Below are 17,615 nucleotides of genomic sequence, written 5' to 3' on the forward strand. Positions count from 1 at the left end.
GTAGTCCGCCGCGCCGGGCGCCTTCGTCGGAATCACCGTTGCGGCAGCCGGAGTATTCCATCGGGGTGACGGAATCGTTACAGTCAGTTTCTGGGAACGCTCCCAGAGACGACAACGAAGGGGTTGTTGTGCGAAATCTGCTGGCGGCGGTGGCCGCTGTGGTGTCGATAGCCGGGTTGGTGGTGATCGGCGGGACCAGCACGGCGGGGGCTGCTCCCGTCTGCGCCGTGGACTACAAGCTCAACCAGTGGGCCACCGGGTTCACCGCCAACGTGACCGTGACCAACCAGTCCGCTCCGGTCACCTCGTGGAAGCTCACCTGGACCTTCGCCGGTAACCAGGCGGTCAGTTCCGGCTGGAGCGCCGACGTGAAGCAGTCCGGCGCGGTCGTGACCGCGTCCAGCATGCCGTGGAACGGGTCGCTGGGCACGGGCGCGAGCGCGCAGTTCGGCTTCCAGGCGACGTACAGCGGCACGAACGCGGTGCCGACCGACTTCGCGTTCAACGGCGTCTCGTGCAGCGGCGACGGCCCGACCACGACGACGACGACCTCCACGACCACGACGACGTCGACCACCACCACGACCACGACGACCGGCAACCCGCCGGTCTGTGACACGGCGGCGCTGTGCGACGACTTCGAGCAGCAGACCGGGTCCGCCCCGAGCGGCCGGTGGACCGTCGGCGCGGCCAACTGCACCGGCCAGGGCACGGTCGCCATCGACAACTCGGTCGCGCGCAGCGGCTCGAAGTCGGTGCGGGTCAACGGCGCGTCGGGCTACTGCAACCACATCTTCTTCGGCACGCCGATCACCGGCACGAGCGTGGTGCACGGCCGGTTCTACGTCCGCCACACCACGGCCCTGCCGATGGCGCACGTGACGTTCATGGCCATGAAGGACTCCGCCGACGGCGGCAAGGACCTGCGCATGGGCGGCCAGAACTCGGCGCTGCAGTGGAACCGCGAGTCCGACGACGCCACCCTGCCCGAGCAGAGCCCGGTCGGCGTGTCGAAGAGCAAGCCGCTGCCGACCGGCCAGTGGAACTGCGTGCAGTTCACCGTCGACCCGGCGGGCCGGATCTCGACCTCGCTCAACGGCGCGGTGGTCGAGGGCCTGGTGGCCGACGGCGTGTCCACGCCCGACGTCGACTCGCAGTGGCTGCGCAAGACCAACTGGCGGCCCGCCGTGACCGACCTGCGGCTGGGCTGGGAGAGCTACGGCGACGGCGCGAACACCCTCTGGTACGACGACGTGGCGGTCGGCTCCTCGCCCGTCGCCTGCTGATCCGGCGGACGTGGGGAGGACCGGTGCGCCGGCCCTCCCCACGCTCGGCTCAGGCCGCGTTCACCGAGACGTCGTCCACCACGAACGAGGTCTGGTAGGACCAGTCCTCCACGCCGGAGAAGCTCAGCGTGACGCTCTGGCCCGCGTACGCGCCCAGGCTGAAGGTGCGCACCTCGTACCCGGACGGGTTGAGGTTGGTGTAGGTCGCCAGGGTGGTGCCGGCCACCGAGACCGTGAAGGTGTCGAACACCTCCGGCTCGTACTCGTCGGTGCTGATCTTCAGCCACAGCGACAGCGTGGTGTTCGTGCAGCCCGCCGGGATGGTGACGGTCTGCGTCAGCGTCTCGGTGTTGGTGTAGCCGTAGCCGCTGATCCACGAGGAGCGGGTGCCGGAGCGGGGCGAGCCCTCGCCGGTCCACGCGGCGATCGTGTGGGTGGCGTTCGACCAGCCGGTGGTGCCGCTCTCGAAGCCGCCGTTGACCGCCTTCTCACCGGGCGCGGCGCACGTGCCGCCCGTCGGGTTGACGGTCCAGGTGAACGTGGCGCCCGCCGACTTGCCCGCGCTGTCGGTGACCGTCGCGGTCACGGTGTAGGAGCCCGCGGTCGTCGGCGTGCCGGAGATCAGGCCGGTGGACGCCGCGATCGTGAGGCCGGGCGGCAGGCCGGTGGCCGACCAGGTGTACGGGGGAGCGCCGCCGGAGGCCTTGAGCTGCAGGCTCGTGGCCGTGCCGACGCTGCCGGTCTGGTTGCCCGGCGGGGTGACCGACGGGTTGCCGGTGCCGGGGTCGCCGGTGTTGACGAACAGCAGCTGGTTCGGCGAGCCGGTGCCCGGACCGCTGATCTTGTTCGGGGTGGAGTTGCCGATCATCGCGCTCGCCACCTGCGCGGGCGTCAACGACGGCGTGGCGCCGAGCAGGACCGCCGCGCCGCCCGCCACGTGCGGCGCCGCCATGGACGTGCCGCTGATGGTGTTGGTGGCGGTGTCGTTGGTCATCCACGCCGAGGTGATGTTCTGACCGGGCGCGAAGATGTCCGTGCACGTGCCCCAGTTGGAGAACGAGGCGCGGGCGTCGGTGTTGGTCGACGCGTTGACCGTGATCGCCTCGGCGACGCGGGCCGGGGTGAAGTTGCACGCGTTGGCGTTGGAGTTGCCCGACGCGATCGCGTAGGTCACGCCGTCGGCGATCGAGTTGCGGACCGCGGTCTCGCCGGTCACGTCGCTGCCCTGGCCGCCGAGGCTCATGTTGGCCACGGCCGGGCCCGAGGTGTGGTGGCCGGTGACCCAGTCGATGCCCGCGGCGACACCGGCGAACGAACCGGACCCGGCGCAGTTGAGCACCTTGACCGCGATCAGCCGCACGCCCTTGGCGACGCCGTGGGCCGTGCCGCCGACCGTGCCCGCCACGTGCGTGCCGTGGCCGTTGCAGTCGGTGTTGTTGGTGTCGACGGTGTTGGTGCCCCAGGTGGCCCGGCCGCCGAAGTCGGAGTGCGTGGTCCGGATGCCGGTGTCGATGATGTAGGCGGTGACGCCGGTTCCGTCGTTGGGGTAGGTGTAGGACGAGTCGAGCGGCAGGTCGCGCTGGTCGATGCGGTCCAGGCCCCACGACGGCGGGTTCGGCTGGGTCGCGGTCGCCTTGACCTCGCCGTTCTGCTGGACGTAGGCCACGCCGGGCTCGGCGGCCAGGCGTCGCGCGTCCCGTTCGGACAACGTGCCCGCGAAGCCCTTGAGCGCGTTGCGGTAGGTGTAGTCGACCTTGGCGTCGTACTTGGCGCTGAGGTCGGCGGTGAGCGCGTCGACGCTCTGGGTGGACAGCTCGTTGTACACGACGATGTAGCTGTCCGCGATGGCGGTCGGGTTGTTCGTGCCGAGGATGTCGGCTTCGGCCGCGGCGGGTGTGGCGCCGGAGGCCAGTGCCGCGGTGGTCATCGCCACCGCGGCTAACGCGAGCAGGGCTCGTCTGGATCCGCGAACGTCTCCCATTGCAGGGTTCTCCCTCGTGCAGGGGTTCCGGCAGACCCATAGCGGCGCGGGTCGGCCGGGGAGTGGAGGTTCTGCGATCACGTTCGCGCGGACGTGATCGGCAACGTTAGAGGACCGCTCGGTACCGGACAATCGGCCGGCAGTGGGAACGACCTGCGGTATTCCGAACGACGACCACGGTCGGGCTACCCGCGCCCCATTGGCCAATAATCTTAATAACTTCAGTGTCGACTAAACTCAGTCTTCTCCCGGCACCGGACGTGGCACCGGGAGAAGACTGGGTCCAAAAGCGGCCAGGACGATCAGCGGCCGACGTAGGCGCCGAGATGCCGGGCGGTCAGGGTGGAGGCGTTCTCGACCAGGTCGGCGGGCGTGCCGGTGAAGACGATCCGGCCGCCGTCGTGCCCGGCGCCGGGGCCGAGGTCGATGATCCAGTCGGCGTGCGCCATGACGGCCTGGTGGTGCTCGATCACGATGACCGTGTTGCCGTCGTCCACGAGCCGGTCGAGCAGGGCGAGCAGCTGGTCGACGTCGGCGAGGTGCAGGCCGGTGGTCGGCTCGTCGAGGATGTAGGTGGACGCCTTCTCGGCCATGTGGATGGCGAGCTTGAGCCGTTGCCGCTCGCCGCCGGACAGCGTGGTGAGGGGTTGGCCGAGGGAGAGGTAGCCGAGGCCGACGTCGACGAGTCGGTCGAGGATGGCCTTGGCCTGCTTCTCGGTGAAGAAGTCGCGGGCCTCGGTGACGGACATGCCGAGGACTTCGCTGATGTTGCGGCCGCGCAGGGTGTGGGTGAGGACCTCGGCGGTGAACCGCTTGCCCTCGCACTCCTCGCAGACGGAGGCGACGCCGGCCATCATCGCGAGGTCGGTGTAGACGAGGCCGATGCCCTTGCACTTGGGGCAGGCGCCTTCGGAGTTGGCGCTGAAGAGGGCGGGTTTGACGCCGTTGGCCTTGGCGAAGGCGGTGCGGATGGGGTCGAGCAGCCCGGTGTAGGTGGCGGGGTTGGAGCGCCGTGAGCCGCGGATGGGCGCCTGGTCGACGGTGACGACGTCGTCGCGGTGGGCGAGGGAGCCGTGGATGAGCGAGCTCTTGCCGGATCCGGCGACGCCGGTGACGACGGTGAGGACGCCGAGGGGGATGTCGACGTCGACGCCCTTGAGGTTGTGGAGGGTGGCGCCGGTGATGGGCAGTTGGCCGGTGGGGGTGCGGACCTGGTCGCGGAGTCGGGCGCGGTGGTCGAGGTGGCGGCCGGTGAGCGTGCCGGAGGCGCGGAGTTCGTCGACGGTGCCGGTGAAGGTGATGTGGCCGCCGTTGGTCCCGGCGCCGGGGCCGAGGTCGACGACGTGGTCGGCGATGGCGATGGTCTCCGGTTTGTGCTCGACGACCAGCACGGTGTTGCCCTTGTCGCGCAGGCGGAGCAGGAGGTCGTTCATGCGCTGGATGTCGTGGGGGTGCAGGCCGACGGTGGGTTCGTCGAAGACGTAGGTGACGTCGGTGAGGGCGGAGCCGACGTGGCGGACCATCTTGACGCGCTGGGCTTCGCCGCCGGAGAGGGTGGCGGCGGGTCGGTCGAGGCTGAGGTAGCCGAGGCCGATCTCGACGAGGTTGTCGAGGAGTTCTTTGAGGGTGGTGAGCATGGGGCCGACGGAGGGGTCGGTGATCTTGGCGACCCAGTCGGCGAGGTCGCTGATCTGCATGGTGGAGCAGTCGGCGATGTTCACGCCGTCGATCTTGGACGAGAGGGCGGCGGCGTTGAGGCGGGCGCCGCCGCAGGTGGGGCAGTCGGTGAAGGTGACGGCGCGGTCGACGAAGGCGCGGACGTGGGGTTGCATGGATTCCCGGTCCTTGCCGAGGTAGAGGCGTTGGACTTTGACCAGGAGGCCTTCGTAGGTGACGTTGGTCTTGCCGATTTTGACTTTGGTGGTTTCGCGGTTGAGGAAGGCGTCCCATTCTTCGTCGGTGAAGTCCTGGAGCGCCTTGTCGGGGTCGTAGAAGCCGGATTGGACGTAGGTCTGGACGTACCAGTTGTCGACGGTGAAGCCGGGGACGGTGATGGCGCCCTGGGTGAGGGATTTGGTGCGGTCGACGAGTTGGTCGATGTCGACGGTGGAGACGCGGCCGAGGCCTTCGCAGGTCTGGCACATGCCTTCGGGGAGGTTGAAGCTGAAGGCGCCGGAGGTGCCGACGTGGGGTTGGCCCAGTCGGCTGAAGAGGATGCGGAGCATGGTGTGGGCGTCGGTGGCGGTGCCGACGGTGGAGCGGGAGTTGGCGCCCATGCGTTCCTGGTCGACGATGATGGCGGCGCTGAGGTTGCGCAGGGCGTCGACGTCGGGGCGGCCGAGGCTGGGCATGAAGGACTGGATGAACGCGGTGTAGGTCTCGTTGATGAGTCGTTGGGACTCGGCGGCGATGGTGCCGAAGACGAGGGAGGATTTACCCGAGCCGGAGACGCCGGTGAAGACGGTGAGTCGTCGTTTGGGGATGTCGACGGAGACGTCGGCGAGGTTGTTCTCCCTGGCGCCGCGTACTTGGATGACGTCGTGGCTGTCTGCTGGTGCGGCCATCGCCTGGCTTTCCCCCTGCTTTGTTTATGCCGTAAGGTGCTCGCGGCACGGTACTTTACGCTGTAAGGGGTGGGCAAGTGGCGGTCTTCGCCGGGCAGGGTGACGCGCGTCGGTCGATGCGGCTGCTGTGGCGTGCGCCGGGTGGTGGTGCGGGGTCGGGGTTGTCGGTGGACGTGATCGTGGACGCGGCGATCGAGGTGGCGGACCGGGACGGCATGGCGGCGTTGTCGATGCGCGCGGTGGGTGAGCGGTTGGGGCGTTCGGCGATGGCGTTGTACACGTACGTGCCGAGCAAGGCGGAGTTGGTGGACCTGATGTACGACCGGGTGTTGGGGGAGTTGCCGTCGGAGTACCCGGTGGACGGTGGGTGGCGGGTGGCGTTGCGGGCGTGGGCGCAGGACGCGCGGGCGTTCTTCCTGGCTCATCCGTGGGTGTTGCAGGTGTCGCAGGCGCGGCCGGTGCTGGGGCCGAACGAGTTCCTGATGGTGGAGGTGTTGTTGCGGATCCTGCGGCCGACGGGTCTGGGCGTGTCGGTGTTGCGGGGTGTGGTGGGTGCGGTGGTGCAGTTCGTGCGTGGCGCGGCGGGGGTGATCGCGGAGGCGCGGCGGGCGGCGCGGGAGACGGGGATGACGGACGAGGAGTGGTGGTTCTCGCGGTCGGAGGTGTTCGAGGAGGTCGCGCCGGACTTCACCGAGCGGTTTCCGCTGTCGGCGTGGCTGGGCGCGGAGGAGCCGCCGGTGGTGGAGGGGGAGGAGGACGTGCCGTACTTGGAGCGGGACGCGGTGGGGAACTTCGTGACGGGGCTGGAGGTGTTGTTGGACGGCGTGGAGGCGGCGGTGGCGCGTGCGCGCGCCGGCGGGGGCTGAGGTCGGCGGGCGGTGATATACGGTGTGGCGGTTGGCGCGGACGAGGGAGGTGGGACCCATTTCTGCTGGTGTGCTTCGGGTCGCTCCCGGCCGCGTCGTGGCGGTGTGAGGGGCGCCCTCGGGTTTCGTGCGAGAGGCGTTCGTTTCCATGGATCTTGATGTCGTCGCGCGGTTGCGTGCGGCTGGTTGTGTGTTCGCCGAGGACGAGGCGCGGGTGTTGGTGGAGGCCGCGCGTGGTCCGGAGGAGTTGGAGTCGTTGACGGCTCGGCGGGTGGCCGGGTTGCCGTTGGAGCACGTGGTGGGGTGGGCGGAGTTCTGCGGGTTGCGGGTGGTGGTGGATCCGGGGGTGTTCGTGCCCCGTCGGCGCACGGAGTTCCTGGTGCGGGTGGCCGTGGGGGTGGCGCGGGCCGGTTCGGTGGTGGTGGACCTGTGTTGCGGGTCGGGGGCGGTGGGTGCGGCGGTGGTGGATCGGGTGGCCGGGGTGCGGTTGCACGCGGTGGACGTGGATCCGGTGGCGGTGGCTTGTGCCCGGCGCAACATCGGCGTCGGCCGGGTGTACGCGGGTGATCTTTACGAGCCGTTGCCGGTGTCGTTGGCGGGGCGGGTGGACGTCCTGGTGGCGAACGCGCCGTACGTGCCGACCGGTGCGATCGGGTTGATGCCGCCGGAGGCGCGTGAGCACGAGCCGCGGGTGGCGTTGGACGGTGGGACGGATGGCCTGGACGTGCAGCGGCGGGTGATCGCGGGTGCGGCGCGGTGGTTGGCGCCGGGTGGTCGGTTGTTGGTGGAGACGGGTGCGCGGCAGGCGGCGGGGACGGTGGCGGCGTTCGCGGCGGGCGGGTTGCGCGCGGAGGTCGTGTCGGACGAGGAGTTGTCGGCGACCGTGGTGATCGGTTCGGTGTCGTCCTAACCGGGCGTTGAGCGAGTGCTCAAAACTGGCTACCCTCCGTTTTGAGCACTCGCTCAAAACGGGGGTGGCCGGTGGTCGGGCGGACAGTGGTCGTGGTGGGCGGCGGTATCGGTGGTCTGGCGGCGGGCCTCGCGCTGCACCGGGCCGGGTGGCGGGTCGTGGTGCTGGAACGTGCACCCGAGTTCGGCGAGGTCGGCGCGGGGCTCTCGCTGTGGCCGAACGCGATGCGCGCGCTCGGGGCGCTCGGGTTGGCGGAACGGGTCCGCGCGGTCGGCGCGGTGGAGACGGCGGGCGGCGTGCGTGGCCGCTCCGGGCGGTGGTTGTCGCGGCTGGACAACGCCGAGATCGCGCGGCGGCACGGCGTGCCGCTGGTCGTGGTGCGCCGCGCGGACCTGGTCCGGACGTTGGCGGAGGCGTTGCCGCCGGAGTGCCTGCGGTCGGACAGCGAGGTGTCCGCGGTGCGGTCGGACGGTGACGCGATGGTGGTCGAGCACCGGGGCGGGGTCGTGCGGGCGGAGCTGGTGGTCGGCGCGGACGGTGTGCACAGCGCGGTGCGGCGGCAGTGGTGGCCGAACGCGCCCGCGCCGCGCTACGCGGGGTACACGGCGTGGCGCATGATCACCGAGCCGGTCGCCGACCCGCCGGCGGAGGGTGCGGTGATCTGGGGTCGCGGCGAGCGGTTCGGGTTCACCGCGCTGCCGGGTGGGCGGTTCTACTGCTTCGGGACGGCGACCGTGCCCGCGGGTGGTGTCGCCGCTGGCGGTGAGCTCGCCGCCGTGCGCGACCGGTTCGGCGACTGGCCGGACCCTGTGCGCGCGCTGCTGGCGGCGGTGCCGGAGGGCGGTGTTGTCCGGCACGACGTGCACGTGCTGCCGCCGTTGGCGGGTTGTGCGCGGGGCCGGGTGGCTTTGACGGGTGACGCGGCCCATGCGATGGACCCGGCCTTGGGGCAGGGCGCGGGTCAGGCGCTGGAGGACGCGGTCGTGCTGGCCGACTGCCTGGTCTCGGACGCGAGCGTGGGTTCGGCGCTGGTCCGCTACGACCGGGTGCGCGGGCCGCGGACCCGGACCGTGGTGCGGCGTTCGGCACGGCTGGGCAGGCTGGCCCAGTGGTCGTGGCCGCCCGCGGTGGTGGCGCGTGATCTCGCCGCCAGGCTGACGCCGGCCGCCGTGACGCTGCGGGCCATGGCGCCGATCCTCGGCTGGACGCCACCCGACAGCACGGGCCACGTGCCGGTGAGCGTGGGCCGCTGATGCCCGACTGGACCTACCACCCGCTGCGCGGGATCGCCGCCGCGCTGCTGGGGACCGGTCGTTCGCGGCGGGTGGCGTTGCGGGCGCTGGCCGCGGTCGGGTCGTGGCCCGGCGGCGGTCGGCTGGTGTCGTGGGGGTTCGGGCACCGTCACCCACCGTCGCGGCTGGCCGGTGCGGTCGCCGGCGTCCCGGTGCGCACCCGGCTGGGCGCGGTGGTGCCACCGGGTGTGGCGCGGGACGCGGTGCGGGCGTTGCCGCTGCTGGGCGCGGGGGTGGTGGAGGTCGCGCCGGTCGGGCCCGCCGATGTCGACGTCGTGCGCGAGGCCGTCGCGGGCCGACGTGTGCCGGTGGTGGTGCGTGCGACGGAGCAGGCCGTGGTGGACGCGTTGTCACCGCACGTCGACGCGGTCCGGGTCGGGGCCGATACCGACGTGGTCCACCTGGCGTCGGCGTCCACGGCGCGTGCCGCCGCCCTCCTCGCCGACCCGGCCACGGCGGTCCTGGTCACGCCCGAGGTGCTGGTGCGCGCCGGTCCGGGCTTCTTCGCGCGGGTGGCGGAGGCGGCGACGCCCACCGGTCCGGCGCCGTCACCGCGTGACGTCGGCCGTGATCCCCGCCGGTGGCCGGCGTGGTGGTGGGGTGCGCTGGTCGGGCTGGGCATGGTCGTCGCGGGCCTGGGCGCCGCCGCGATCACGCTCGGTCCGGTGCTGCTGTGGTACGACCGCGGTTTCCTGGGCGCGGACGTGGACGGGCTGCACGGGATCAACCACCACCTGGTGCACTTCCTGCAGCACGACCGGATCACCATGGCCGGCACGATGGTCGCGATCGGCGTGCTCTACGCGGGCCTGGCGGCGGGCGGCATGCGGACGGGCCGGCCGTGGGCCCGCGAGGTGTTCCTCGTCTCCGGGTGGGTCGGGTTCCCGACGGTGCTCTACTTCCTCGGGATCGGTTTCGTGGAGCCGCTGCACACCGCGGCGGCCGTGGTGCTGTTCCCGATGTTCCTGGCCGCCACCCGGCGTCGTCCGGACGACCCGCGGTGGACCGCGCGCCCGGACGGGCCCGAGCACGAGCGGCGGCGGGCGCTGGTCGGGCAGTTGCTCCTGGTGTGCACGGGGGTCGGCCTGTTCGCGGGTGGAGTGGTGGTGTCGGCGGTCGGTCTGACGGACGTGTTCGTGCCCAGCGACCTGGAGTTCCTGCGGACCGGGCCGGACGCGTTGCGGGCGGCCAACCCCCGGCTGCCGGGGTTCATCGCGCACGACCGGGCGGGTTTCGGCGGGGCGCTGATGTCCGCCGCCGCGGCGATCACGCTGCTCGCCGCGTGGGGCTGGCGTCGGGGCGAGGCGTGGGTGTGGTGGTCTCTCGCGCTGGCCGCCGCCGCGGGGTTCCTGCCCGCGGTCGTGGTGCACGGCGTCATCGGCTACACCGACGCGGGCCACCTGGCGCCGGTGTTCGTCGGGATCGGCCTCACCGCGACCGCCCTGGTCCTCGCCCGGCCCTACCTGTGCGCACGCCCGGCGGAGGTCCGCACGGCCGCGCCCCTACCGTGATGGCATGGCCGACACCCGACAGCGACTGATCGACGGCGCGATCGAGACCATCCGCCGGCACGGCATCACGGGGACGTCCGCGCGCACGATCGCCGCCACCGCCGGCGTCAACCAGGCCTTGGTGTTCTACCACTTCGGCAGCGTGCACGAGCTGCTGGAAGCGGCGTGCCTGGCCGCGACCGAGGCCAGGGTGGCGCCGTTCGCGGCCCGGCTGGACGAGGTCGCCGACCTGCGCGGGCTGCTGGACCTCGGCCGGCGGCTGCACGCCGAGGAGCGCTCGCTGGGCAACGTCATGGTGCTCGCCCAGATGCTGGCCGGCGCGCAGGCGGACCCGGAGCTGGCCAAGGCGACGTCGGCGGCGCTGGGGTTGTGGATCCGGCCGATCGAGCGGGTGCTGGACCGGTTGCTGGCCGACTCGCCGGTCGCCGACCTGGTGGACACCGCCGGGCTGTCCCGCGCGGTGTGCGCCGGGTTCATCGGCCTGGAGCTGTTCGAGGGCGTCGATCCCGCCGGCGCGCACGCCGCGCTGGACGCCCTGGAGCGCCTCGCGGCCCTCGTCGACGTGGTGCAGGAGCTCGGCCCGGTCGCCCGCCGCGCGCTGCACGCCAAGCTGCGCAAGTCCGCGACCTGACGGTCAGGTCCCGACCACGCCGTCGCTGAGCTCGCGCGCGACGTCGAGGTGCCCGACGTGGCGCGCGTACTCCTGGAGCAGGTGGAACAGGATCCAGGCGAGCGTCGGCGGCGGCGCCTCGGGCCGGTTGCGGCGCACGGCCCGGTCGGTGAGGGCGGACTCGGCCGCGATGTCGCGTGACCGGGCGCATTGTTCGAGGTAGAACTCCCGGACGCGGTCGGTGGTGTCGTCGTCCTCGAGGACCCACTCGGCGCGGTCGACGTCGGGGTTGCCGTAGGGGTGGGCGATCTCCTCGCCGCGGAAGCACCAGCGCAGCCAACGCAGTTCCACGTGGGCGAGGTGCTTGACCATCGCCAGCGGCGTCCAGCCGGTCGGCAGGCGGCTGGTGCGCAGCTCGTCCTCGGACATGCCGTCGATCTTGCGGAGCACGGCGTCGCGGTGGAAGTCGAGGTAGGCCAGGAGCAGGTCGCCGGCGTCGGTGAGGTCGGGCGGCGGTTCGGTGGGCACGGCGATGCGCGCGCAGACGCGGGCGCCGTCGACGTCGAGGGTGGCGCCCGCCTTGCGGAGGATGGTCAGGGCGGCGACGTTGTCGGTGGTGGTGTCGGCGACGATCGTGGTGACGCCGCGACGTGGCGCTTCCTCGACCACGCGGCGCAGCGCGGCGAGGCCGATGCCGTTGCCGCGGGCGCAGCGGGCGACCCAGATGCCGGTCTCGCCCTTGGCGCTGAGCCGGACCATGCCGACCGTGCGGTCGTCCTCCACGATCTCGTAGGCGTCGTCCTGGAAGCCGCGGTAGAACTCGCGGAACTCGTCGGGCCGGTCGACCGTCCAGCCCGGTGGCATCACGTCGCCGGGATCGGTGTCGGCCACCGCGAGGCCCAGCAGCCGTTCGACCGCGCAGTCGTCCACCTTCCGCAACAGGATCATGTCGCCAACTCCTTCTCCAACGGTGTCCGGAAGCGGGGGATCACGCGCACCCCGCCGAGCCAGGACGCCAACCGGTCCGCCTCCCGGGCGATCGCGGCCTCCGCGTCCGCGCCGACGTCCTCGAGGAGTTCCCACACCAGTCCGCCGTCGGCGCGTTGGGCCCACCCGCCGACGACCGCGCCGTTCCACCACACGGTCGGGCCCACGTTGCCCGCGGTGTCGAACAGGCGTGGCCGGTGCCGGTCGGGGAGGTACCAGCCGCGAGCCTGCCACCCCATCGGCGTCGGATCCAGTGCCGGCAGCAGCGCGGCCCACGGCTCGGGGTCCTCGACCGGGTCGAGGTCGTCGGGCAGGGCGTAGCCGGGGCCGGTGGACAGCTCGACCTCGACCGCGCCCGCCGCGGCGAGGGCCTTGCGGGTGTGCCCGAGGTTCCAGCCGGTCCACCACTTGAGGTCGGCCTCGGAGCCGAGCCCGTAGGAGGCGAGCCAGCGGCGGGCCAGCTCGGCGCGGGCGTCGGCGGGGTCGAGCTCGGGCCACGGTGTGGCGGGCTCCCAGCGGAACCGGGTGCTCAGCCACGTGCCGAGGGGACGGCCGCGGCGCATCCGGCCCTCGGCGGCCAGGACGCGGACGACGCGGCTGGACACGTTCTGGCGGGTCTCGTAGGGCTTGCCGGCCGCGACGACGACCTGTTCGAGCAGGTCCGGCACGTCGCGAGTGAGGTCGACGGTGGTCGCCGCTCCCCGCCGGCGCAGCGCCTCCAGGGTGGTCTCCTCGACCGCGGCGAGGCGGTCGGCGTCCCAGCCGACGCCCTCGGCCAGGTAGACGAGCAGCTTCTGCCGCTCCTTCGCGGCGACGGCGGCGCCCGCGGCGGCCTGCACCACGGGCGCGGTCGCCGCGGTGACGGCGAACATGGTGCGGCGCATGGCCAGCAACCGGACCAGCGTGTGCCGCTCGTAGAACGCGGCCTCCACCTCGGCCACCGAGGGCCGCTCCAGGCGGGCGCACGCGGACAGGAACGCGGTCGCGGGGTCGGTGGCGTGCAGGCCGACCACCGCGTCGACCACGTCCTCGACCGCGGCGGCACGGGTGGAGAGCAGGTGCCGGGTGCCCAGGCGGGCCCGCCGCGCGGCGTCGTCGATCTTGGCGAGGGTCACCGGTCCATCCTCGGCGCTCTACCCTGATCGGCGAAACCGGGATCGCGGAACCCGGAGACCGCTGGACGAGGACGCGATGTCGGCAACACGGCTGCTGGTGCTCGGGGTGGTGCGCGGCTACGGGCGCGCCCACGGCTACCTGATCGGCAACGACCTGATGTCGTGGGGCGCGGGGGAGTGGGCCAACGTCAAGTGGGGCTCGATCTACCACGCGCTCAAGCAGCTCACCAAGGACGGCTGCCTGGCCGACCACTCCGTGCCGCCGGGCCGCACGGACTACGAGATCACCCCCAAGGGGGAGGCCGAGTACCGCAGGCTGCTGCGCGACGCGCTGCGCCGCCCGGAGACGCGGCCCGACCTGCTGGCCGCCGGGCTGGCGCTGCTGCCGTCGCTGTCGCGGGAGGAGGCCGTGGGTCTGCTCACCGAGCGGTTGGCCGCGTTGGAGGCGCGGCGTGACGCGGCGCGCAAGCAGGCGGGGGAGTGGGACGAGCCGTCGCACGTGAAGGAGCTGTTCGGGCTGTGGGAGCACACCGCGGCCGGCGGGGCGGAGTGGACGCGGGGCCTGGTCGAACGCCTCGAAGCGGGCGCCTACCCCATGGCGGGCGAGCCGGGATCGCCCGGCGCGCCCGGCAGCTGGGGTATGCTCAAACTTGAGTAGCGAGGGGGAACGCTGAACACAGGGTTGGAGCGGTACGCGGCCGTCTTCGAGGCAGCCGACCCGCCACGCACGTCCACCGTCGCCTTCTACCCGGCCCAGGACCCGCCGGGACCGGACGGCGCTCCCGGCTCCGACCGGCTCACCATCGCCACCCCCGACGGCGCCGCGCGCACCGTGCCCGCCCTGCGGCTGCCCGTGTCCGAGGCCGTGCCGCTGCTCAGCCGCGCCCGTCGCGCACCGCACGCCCACCCCGCCGCCGCGTTCTGGGGCGCGGCCGTCGTCGTGGCGTTGCAGCTCGTCGCACGTGGTCGGGTGCGGCCCGCGGTCACCGACGGCGACTTCGACGCCTGGCTGCTCGGTCCCCTCGACGCCGCCGACCACGCCCGCGTGCGCGACCTGGCCGACGCGATGCCCGCGCACGCCCGGGCCGTGCCGCTGCCGGGCCGCGAGCCGCTCGAACTGCCCGACGCCGAGCCGCTGCTGCGCGCGTTCCTCGACGCCGTCGCCGACACCATGCCGCGTGGCGCGGCGGCCGTGCACGCCGCGGGTGCGCCCGCGTTCGCCGCCACCGCGCCCCAGCGGGTGCCGCACCTGCGCGACTGGGCCGACCAGGGCGTGCGCATCTCGCTGCGGATCGAGGGCTTCGGCCCGTTCCGCGCCGTCGTGCAGGTCCACAGCCTCGCCGACCCCGCCCGCGTGGTCGACGCCGTCGAGCTGTGGGCGTCGGCCAACCAGCGGTCCCGGGCCGACGCCATGGTCGCCCTGCGGCGCGCCGCCCGCGCCTGGGCGCCGCTGGAACGGCTGCTCGACCAGCCCGTGCCCGACGAGGTCGCCCTCCTCGACTCCGACGTGGAGCACCTGCTCGCCACCGGCGCCGTCCGGCTCGCCGCCGCGGGCGTGGACGTGCACTGGCCCAAGGACCTCGTGCGGGACCTGTCGGCCAAGGTCGTCATCGGCGAACGCCCCGCCGACCGGCCGGCATTCTTCGGCCCGGACCACCTCACCTCCGTGAACTGGCAGCTCGCCCTGGGCGACGACCCGCTCACCCCCGACGAGCTCGACCGGCTCGCCGAGGCCACCCGGCCGGTCGTGCGGCTGCGCGACCGCTGGACCCTGGTCGACCCCGAACTCGCCCGCCGCGCCCGGGAACGCGCCCTCAAACCCGTCACCGCGATCGACGCGCTCGGCGCGGCCCTGACCGGCACCACCCACGTCGACGGGGTCGAGGTCGAGGTCGCCGCCACCGGCTGGCTGGACGAGCTGAAGTCCCGGCTCGCCGACCTCGACGACGAGCCGCTCGCCGCACCGCCCGCGCTGCGCGCCACCCTCCGCGACTACCAGCTGCACGGCCTGCGCTGGCTGGACCGCATGACCTCGCTCGGCCTCGGCGCGTGCCTGGCCGACGACATGGGCCTGGGCAAGACCATCACCCTCATCGCGCTGCACCTGCACCGCGACCGGCACCACCCCGGACCCACCCTCGTGGTCTGCCCCGCGTCGCTGATGGGCAACTGGCAGCGCGAGATCGAGCGCTTCGCGCCCGGCGTGCCCGTCCGCCGCTTCCACGGCCCCCGCCGCGACGTCGCGCACGAGGGCTTCGTGCTCACCACCTACGGCACCATGCGCCTGGACGCCGACCGGCTCGCCGACGTCGACTGGGGCATGGTCGTCGCCGACGAGGCGCAGCACGTGAAGAACCCCGCCTCCGACACCGCCAAGGCCCTGCGCCGCATCCCCGCCCGCGCCCGCGTCGCCCTCACCGGCACCCCCGTGGAGAACACGCTCTCGGAGCTGTGGGCGATCCTCGACTGGACCACCCCCGGCCTGCTCGGCACGATGGCCCAGTTCAAGGCACGGTGGGCCGGCCCCATCGAGGCCGACCACGACCAGGAGGCCGCGCAGCGGTTCGCCCGGCTCGTGCGGCCCTTCCTGCTGCGCCGCCGCAAGACCGACCCCGGCATCGCGCCCGAGCTGCCGCCCAAGACCGAGACCGACCAGCCCGTCGCCCTCACCCGCGAGCAGGCCGCCCTCTACGAGGCCGTCGTGCGCGAGCTCATGGCCGAGGTCCGCGAGGCCGACGGCATCGCCCGCCGCGGCCGGATCGTCAAGCTCCTCACCGGCCTCAAACAGGTCTGCAACCACCCCGCCCAGTACCTCAAGGAGACCTCGCCGAAGCTCGCCGGCCGGTCGGGCAAGCTCGAACTGCTCGACGAGCTGCTCGACACCATCCTCGCCGAGGACGGCGCGGTGCTCGTGTTCACCCAGTACGTCGCCATGGCCCGCCTCATCGAACGCCACCTCGCCGGCCGCGGCATCCCCAGCCAACTCCTGCACGGCGGCACGCCCGTCCCCGCCCGCGAGGACATGGTGCGCCGCTTCCAGGACGGCGAGTGCCCGGTGTTCCTGCTCTCCCTCAAAGCCGCGGGCACCGGCCTCAACCTCACCCGCGCCGACCACGTCGTGCACTACGACCGGTGGTGGAACCCCGCCGTGGAGGACCAGGCCACCGACCGCGCGCACCGCATCGGCCAGACCCGGCCCGTGCAGGTGCACCGGCTCATCGCCGAAGGCACCATCGAGGACCGCATCGCCGCGATGCTGCGCGCCAAGCGCGACCTCGCCGACTCCGTCCTGGCCCGCGGCGACGCCGCGTTCACCGAACTGTCCGACGACGAACTGGGCAACCTGGTCGAACTCCGGAGCGGCACATGAGCGATCGCGTCAAAGGCTTCCCGGCGTTCGGCAAGGGCGTGCGCCGCGCCGGCTCCTGGTGGGGCAAGGCGTGGCTGCAGGCCCTGGAGGACACCTCGCTGGACCAGGCGCCTCTGCGCCAGGGCCGCAAGTACGCCCACGCCGGGCTCGTCGGCACCATCACCGTCAGCCCAGGCCGCATCGCCGCCACCGTCTACGACACCGAGGACACCTACCAGACCTCCGTCCACCTCACCCCGCTCACCGACGCCGAGTGGAACCGGTTCCTCGGCCAGATCGCCGCCAAGGCCGGGCACCTCGCCGCGCTGCTCGACCGCGAGATGCCCCGCGAACTCGCCGACGCCGCCGCCGACGCGGGCGTCCCGCTGCTGCCCGGCATCGGCGACCTCGACCCCGAGTGCACCTGCCCCGGCTGGGAACTTCCCTGCCGCCACGCCGCCGCCCTGTGCCACCAGGCGTCCTGGCTGCTCGACGCCGATCCGTGGGTCCTGCTGCTCCTGCGCGGACGGGACCAGGACGAGGTCGTCGCCGGCGTCCGACCCACCACCGGCGTCCTCGCCACCACCGCCTACGCCCAGCCCGTCCCCGACCTGCCCGACGACCCACCGCCCGCCGAGCTCGGCCCCCTGCCCGAGTTCGAACCCGCGCCCGGCATCGACGTCGACGTGCTGCGGCTGCTCGTCGCCGACGCCGCCGCCAAGGCCCGCGAGGTGCTCGCCACCGGGCGGTGGCCCGCGCCCGACGACCGCCGCGACCACATCCGCATGGCCGCCACCCACCCCGCCCTGCGCGACCGCCTCGACGCCGACCCGCGCGCCGTCCGCGCCTGGCAGCAAGGCGGCGCCGGCGCCCTCGACGTCCTCGAACACCCCTGGACACCCGGCAAGACCGACACCGCCCGCGCCCGCGCCGCCTGGGAGAGCGGCGAACTGCCCGAACCCGCCGTGTGGCGCAACCGCTGGACCGTCCACGACCGACAACTCCGCTACGGCCGCGACGGCCGCTGGTACCCCTACCGCGCCACCGACGGCGACTGGTGGCCCACCGGCACACCGCACCGCGACCCCACCGCCGCCCTCACCGACACCGACTGACCGGGTTCCGCGAAACGCGTCGTCCACCC

The 17,615-nt window shown here is 72.9% G+C and carries 13 protein-coding genes; 9 read left to right on the forward strand and 4 right to left on the reverse strand.

Going from position 1 to position 17,615, the window contains the following annotated elements; genetic code table 11:
• Window positions 1-128: 128 nt before the first annotated feature.
• Window positions 129-1,286: a cellulose-binding domain-containing protein gene (locus tag LNK82_RS19955; protein ID WP_230568527.1), complete on the forward strand. Its 1,158-nt coding sequence runs from the start codon at window positions 129-131 to the stop codon at window positions 1,284-1,286.
• A gap of 49 nt (window positions 1,287-1,335) precedes the next feature.
• Here the strand turns inward: LNK82_RS19955 and LNK82_RS19960 are convergent, their stop codons facing one another.
• Window positions 1,336-3,213: a S8 family peptidase gene (locus tag LNK82_RS19960; RefSeq protein WP_230568528.1), complete on the reverse strand. Its 1,878-nt coding sequence runs from the start codon at window positions 3,211-3,213 to the stop codon at window positions 1,336-1,338.
• A 356-nt stretch (window positions 3,214-3,569) separates the two neighbouring features.
• On the reverse strand, window positions 3,570-5,831 hold the full coding sequence (locus LNK82_RS19965) for an ATP-binding cassette domain-containing protein (protein WP_230568529.1): 2,262 nt from the start codon (window positions 5,829-5,831) through the stop codon (window positions 3,570-3,572).
• 77 nt (window positions 5,832-5,908) lie between these two features.
• Here LNK82_RS19965 and LNK82_RS19970 point away from each other — a divergent pair, with 77 nt between their 5' ends.
• The 5 genes from LNK82_RS19970 (at window position 5,909) to LNK82_RS19990 (ending at window position 11,041) form a co-directional block, all read left to right on the forward strand.
• Window positions 5,909-6,697, forward strand: coding sequence for a TetR/AcrR family transcriptional regulator (locus LNK82_RS19970; protein ID WP_230568530.1), 789 nt, complete (start codon window positions 5,909-5,911; stop codon window positions 6,695-6,697).
• Between the two features lie 148 nt (window positions 6,698-6,845).
• Entirely contained in the window at window positions 6,846-7,607 is a 762-nt protein-coding gene (locus LNK82_RS19975) for a putative protein N(5)-glutamine methyltransferase (RefSeq protein ID WP_230568531.1), read from the forward strand.
• A 71-nt stretch (window positions 7,608-7,678) separates the two neighbouring features.
• Window positions 7,679-8,860: an FAD-dependent monooxygenase gene (locus LNK82_RS19980; RefSeq protein WP_230568532.1), complete on the forward strand. Its 1,182-nt coding sequence runs from the start codon at window positions 7,679-7,681 to the stop codon at window positions 8,858-8,860.
• Window positions 8,860-10,410 carry a hypothetical protein gene (locus tag LNK82_RS19985; protein WP_230568533.1) on the forward strand — a complete coding sequence of 517 codons (1,551 nt, stop codon included), beginning with the start codon at window positions 8,860-8,862 and terminating at the stop codon, window positions 10,408-10,410. The genes LNK82_RS19980 and LNK82_RS19985 overlap by 1 nt, the downstream gene beginning before the upstream one ends.
• A gap of 4 nt (window positions 10,411-10,414) precedes the next feature.
• Window positions 10,415-11,041 carry a TetR/AcrR family transcriptional regulator gene (locus LNK82_RS19990; RefSeq protein WP_230568534.1) on the forward strand — a complete coding sequence of 209 codons (627 nt, stop codon included), beginning with the start codon at window positions 10,415-10,417 and terminating at the stop codon, window positions 11,039-11,041.
• A 3-nt stretch (window positions 11,042-11,044) separates the two neighbouring features.
• Here LNK82_RS19990 and LNK82_RS19995 read toward each other — a convergent pair whose 3' ends face one another.
• Window positions 11,045-11,968: a GNAT family N-acetyltransferase gene (locus tag LNK82_RS19995; protein WP_230568535.1), complete on the reverse strand. Its 924-nt coding sequence runs from the start codon at window positions 11,966-11,968 to the stop codon at window positions 11,045-11,047.
• Window positions 11,965-13,122: a winged helix DNA-binding domain-containing protein gene (locus LNK82_RS20000; RefSeq protein WP_230568536.1), complete on the reverse strand. Its 1,158-nt coding sequence runs from the start codon at window positions 13,120-13,122 to the stop codon at window positions 11,965-11,967. The genes LNK82_RS19995 and LNK82_RS20000 overlap by 4 nt, the downstream gene beginning before the upstream one ends.
• A 76-nt stretch (window positions 13,123-13,198) precedes the next feature.
• Here LNK82_RS20000 and LNK82_RS20005 point away from each other — a divergent pair, with 76 nt between their 5' ends.
• The 3 genes from LNK82_RS20005 to LNK82_RS20015 are packed head-to-tail and all read left to right on the forward strand — an operon-like array spanning window position 13,199 to window position 17,586.
• Window positions 13,199-13,780 (forward strand): PadR family transcriptional regulator, encoded by a 582-nt coding sequence (locus LNK82_RS20005; RefSeq protein ID WP_230568537.1) that lies wholly within the window; start codon window positions 13,199-13,201, stop codon window positions 13,778-13,780.
• A 24-nt stretch (window positions 13,781-13,804) separates the two neighbouring features.
• Entirely contained in the window at window positions 13,805-16,492 is a 2,688-nt protein-coding gene (locus tag LNK82_RS20010) for an SCO1167/SCO6262 family helicase (RefSeq protein ID WP_230568538.1), read from the forward strand.
• On the forward strand, window positions 16,489-17,586 hold the full coding sequence (locus LNK82_RS20015; protein WP_230568539.1) for an SWIM zinc finger family protein: 1,098 nt from the start codon (window positions 16,489-16,491) through the stop codon (window positions 17,584-17,586). Before LNK82_RS20010 ends, LNK82_RS20015 begins: the two co-directional genes overlap by 4 nt.
• Window positions 17,587-17,615: the final 29 nt, after the last annotated feature.

This window comes from Saccharothrix luteola (genome assembly GCF_020859565.1).
In the GTDB taxonomy this organism is placed as follows: Bacteria; Actinomycetota; Actinomycetes; order Mycobacteriales; family Pseudonocardiaceae; genus Actinosynnema; species Actinosynnema luteola.

Bases quoted from the DNA above. Each gene is read 5' to 3' on its own strand.
- LNK82_RS19960 (WP_230568528.1), bottom strand. From the start codon at position 3,213: ATGACCACCGCGGCACTGGCCTCCGGCGCCACACCCGCCGCGGCCGAA.
- LNK82_RS19965 (WP_230568529.1), bottom strand. From the start codon at position 5,831: ATGGCCGCACCAGCAGACAGCCACGACGTCATCCAAGTACGCGGCGCC.
- LNK82_RS19975 (WP_230568531.1), top strand. From the start codon at position 6,846: ATGGATCTTGATGTCGTCGCGCGGTTGCGTGCGGCTGGTTGTGTGTTC.
- LNK82_RS19985 (WP_230568533.1), top strand. From the start codon at position 8,860: ATGCCCGACTGGACCTACCACCCGCTGCGCGGGATCGCCGCCGCGCTG.
- LNK82_RS19990 (WP_230568534.1), top strand. From the start codon at position 10,415: ATGGCCGACACCCGACAGCGACTGATCGACGGCGCGATCGAGACCATC.
- LNK82_RS19995 (WP_230568535.1), bottom strand. From the start codon at position 11,968: ATGATCCTGTTGCGGAAGGTGGACGACTGCGCGGTCGAACGGCTGCTG.
- LNK82_RS20005 (WP_230568537.1), top strand. From the start codon at position 13,199: ATGTCGGCAACACGGCTGCTGGTGCTCGGGGTGGTGCGCGGCTACGGG.
- LNK82_RS20015 (WP_230568539.1), top strand. From the start codon at position 16,489: ATGAGCGATCGCGTCAAAGGCTTCCCGGCGTTCGGCAAGGGCGTGCGC.